Source organism: Ralstonia sp. VS2407, from assembly GCF_052950655.1.
On record NZ_JBRFVG010000154.1, the window covers coordinates 1 to 514 of the forward strand.

A 514-nucleotide genomic window follows, 5' to 3' on the forward strand; every position below is an offset into this window, starting at 1 on the left:
GCTCCGCATCGAGGCGGTCGTCGAGCGTCGTGATCGGGATATCGATCAGCAACTGCCGCATCGGCGTCAGGAATCCGAACAGATACGGCACGCGCGTGTCGTAGACGACGACATCGCCGGCTTCCGCGAGCAGGCACCGGTCGCGCTGGATGAAATACGCGCGCCCGCTCAGGATCTGGCACGCGAACAGCGATTCCTTCGGCAACTGGCGCACCAGCGCTGGGCTGCGCTCGATCACGTGATCCTGCCCGCTGATGTCGGCGATGCCGAGGCCCGGCAGCGCGATGTCGGTCTTCTCCACTTCGAGCCCGGCCGGCGACAGCGACGAGCAGCGCAGGCCGACCAGCGTCGCCGCGTTGAACGCATCCCAGTACGCCATCCTGTCGCGCGCCGGCACGTCGGCCGTCGAACCTCGCGTGCGTGAAAAAACGGTCGAATTCGTCACGTCGCCTCCTGCTGGCGCCTGTCGTGCGGAGCGGCACGGATTGGGGGATGGTTCGTCTGGATCCTGGTG

The 514-nt window shown here is 66.7% G+C and carries 1 protein-coding gene; it reads right to left on the bottom strand.

Going from position 1 to position 514, the window contains the following annotated elements:
• A partial coding sequence (locus ACU8YE_RS24360) for an AraC-like ligand-binding domain-containing protein (RefSeq protein WP_446929947.1) occupies positions 1-445 on the bottom strand: 445 nt, incomplete at its 3' end.
• Positions 446-514: the final 69 nt, after the last annotated feature.